The sequence below is a fragment of the Enterobacter cloacae complex sp. GF14B genome (assembly GCF_004136805.1).
GTDB classification, from domain to species: Bacteria; Pseudomonadota; Gammaproteobacteria; order Enterobacterales; family Enterobacteriaceae; genus Enterobacter; species Enterobacter hormaechei_C.
On sequence record NZ_QFRV01000145.1, the window covers coordinates 1 to 2984 of the forward strand.

The 2984-nt window shown below is 53.5% G+C and carries 1 rRNA gene; it reads left to right on the forward strand.

Annotated features, from left to right (window positions below):
• Positions 1-67 precede the first annotated feature (67 nt).
• A 23S ribosomal RNA gene (locus DD606_RS23670) occupies positions 68-2972 on the forward strand.
• Positions 2973-2984: the final 12 nt, after the last annotated feature.

Genomic DNA, 2984 nt, shown 5'->3' on the forward strand with positions numbered 1-2984 from the left:
CACAGCTCATGTGTGTTCGAGTCTCTCAAATTTTCGCAACCAGAAGTGAAACATCTTCGGGTTGTGAGGTTAAGCGACTAAGCGTACACGGTGGATGCCCTGGCAGTCAGAGGCGATGAAGGACGTGCTAATCTGCGAAAAGCGCCGGCGAGGTGATATGAACCTTTGACCCGGCGATGTCCGAATGGGGAAACCCAGTGTGTTCCGACACACTATCGTTAACTGAATACATAGGTTAACGAGGCGAACCGGGGGAACTGAAACATCTAAGTACCCCGAGGAAAAGAAATCAACCGAGATTCCCCCAGTAGCGGCGAGCGAACGGGGAGCAGCCCGGAGTCTGAATCAGCTTGTGTGTTAGTGGAACGGTCTGGAAAGTCCGACGGTACAGGGTGATAGTCCCGTACACGAAAATGCACAGGTTGTGAACTCGAAGAGTAGGGCGGGACACGTGGTATCCTGTCTGAATATGGGGGGACCATCCTCCAAGGCTAAATACTCCTGACTGACCGATAGTGAACCAGTACCGTGAGGGAAAGGCGAAAAGAACCCCGGCGAGGGGAGTGAAAAAGAACCTGAAACCGTGTACGTACAAGCAGTGGGAGCACCTTCGGGTGTGACTGCGTACCTTTTGTATAATGGGTCAGCGACTTATATTCTGTAGCAAGGTTAACCGTATAGGGGAGCCGAAGGGAAACCGAGTCTTAACTGGGCGTTAAGTTGCAGGGTATAGACCCGAAACCCGGTGATCTAGCCATGGGCAGGTTGAAGGTTGGGTAACACTAACTGGAGGACCGAACCGACTAATGTTGAAAAATTAGCGGATGACCTGTGGCTGGGGGTGAAAGGCCAATCAAACCGGGAGATAGCTGGTTCTCCCCGAAAGCTATTTAGGTAGCGCCTCGTGAACTCATCTTCGGGGGTAGAGCACTGTTTCGGCTAGGGGGCCATCCCGGCTTACCAACCCGATGCAAACTACGAATACCGAAGAATGTTATCACGGGAGACACACGGCGGGTGCTAACGTCCGTCGTGAAGAGGGAAACAACCCAGACCGCCAGCTAAGGTCCCAAAGTCATGGTTAAGTGGGAAACGATGTGGGAAGGCACAGACAGCCAGGATGTTGGCTTAGAAGCAGCCATCATTTAAAGAAAGCGTAATAGCTCACTGGTCGAGTCGGCCTGCGCGGAAGATGTAACGGGGCTAAACCATGCACCGAAGCTGCGGCAGCGACGCTTATGCGTTGTTGGGTAGGGGAGCGTTCTGTAAGCCGTTGAAGGTGTGCTGTGAGGCATGCTGGAGGTATCAGAAGTGCGAATGCTGACATAAGTAACGATAAAGCGGGTGAAAAGCCCGCTCGCCGGAAGACCAAGGGTTCCTGTCCAACGTTAATCGGGGCAGGGTGAGTCGACCCCTAAGGCGAGGCCGAAAGGCGTAGTCGATGGGAAACAGGTTAATATTCCTGTACTTGGTGTTACTGCGAAGGGGGGACGGAGAAGGCTATGTCAGCCGGGCGACGGTTGTCCCGGTTTAAGCATGTAGGCGGAGGTTCCAGGTAAATCCGGTACCTTATTAACGCTGAGGTGTGATGACGAGGCACTACGGTGCTGAAGTGATAAATGCCCTGCTTCCAGGAAAAGCCTCTAAGCATCAGGTAACACGAAATCGTACCCCAAACCGACACAGGTGGTCAGGTAGAGAATACCAAGGCGCTTGAGAGAACTCGGGTGAAGGAACTAGGCAAAATGGTGCCGTAACTTCGGGAGAAGGCACGCTGATATGTAGGTGAAGTCCCTGCGGACGGAGCTGAAATCAGTCGAAGATACCAGCTGGCTGCAACTGTTTATTAAAAACACAGCACTGTGCAAACACGAAAGTGGACGTATACGGTGTGACGCCTGCCCGGTGCCGGAAGGTTAATTGATGGGGTTAGCGGCAACGCGAAGCTCTTGATCGAAGCCCCGGTAAACGGCGGCCGTAACTATAACGGTCCTAAGGTAGCGAAATTCCTTGTCGGGTAAGTTCCGACCTGCACGAATGGCGTAATGATGGCCAGGCTGTCTCCACCCGAGACTCAGTGAAATTGAACTCGCTGTGAAGATGCAGTGTACCCGCGGCAAGACGGAAAGACCCCGTGAACCTTTACTATAGCTTGACACTGAACACTGGTCCTTGATGTGTAGGATAGGTGGGAGGCTTTGAAGCGTGGACGCCAGTCTGCGTGGAGCCGTCCTTGAAATACCACCCTTTAATGGCTGGTGTTCTAACGTAGACCCGTTATCCGGGTTGCGGACAGTGTCTGGTGGGTAGTTTGACTGGGGCGGTCTCCTCCCAAAGAGTAACGGAGGAGCACGAAGGTTGGCTAATCCTGGTCGGACATCAGGAGGTTAGTGCAATGGCATAAGCCAGCTTGACTGCGAGCGTGACGGCGCGAGCAGGTGCGAAAGCAGGTCATAGTGATCCGGTGGTTCTGAATGGAAGGGCCATCGCTCAACGGATAAAAGGTACTCCGGGGATAACAGGCTGATACCGCCCAAGAGTTCATATCGACGGCGGTGTTTGGCACCTCGATGTCGGCTCATCACATCCTGGGGCTGAAGTAGGTCCCAAGGGTATGGCTGTTCGCCATTTAAAGTGGTACGCGAGCTGGGTTTAGAACGTCGTGAGACAGTTCGGTCCCTATCTGCCGTGGGCGCTGGAGAATTGAGGGGGGCTGCTCCTAGTACGAGAGGACCGGAGTGGACGCATCACTGGTGTTCGGGTTGTCATGCCAATGGCACTGCCCGGTAGCTAAATGCGGAAGAGATAAGTGCTGAAAGCATCTAAGCACGAAACTTGCCCCGAGATGAGTTCTCCCTGAGACCTTGAGTCTCCTGAAGGAACGTTGAAGACGACGACGTTGATAGGTCGGGTGTGTAAGCGCAGCGATGCGTTGAGCTAACCGATACTAATGAACCGTGAGGCTTAACCTTACAACGCCGAAG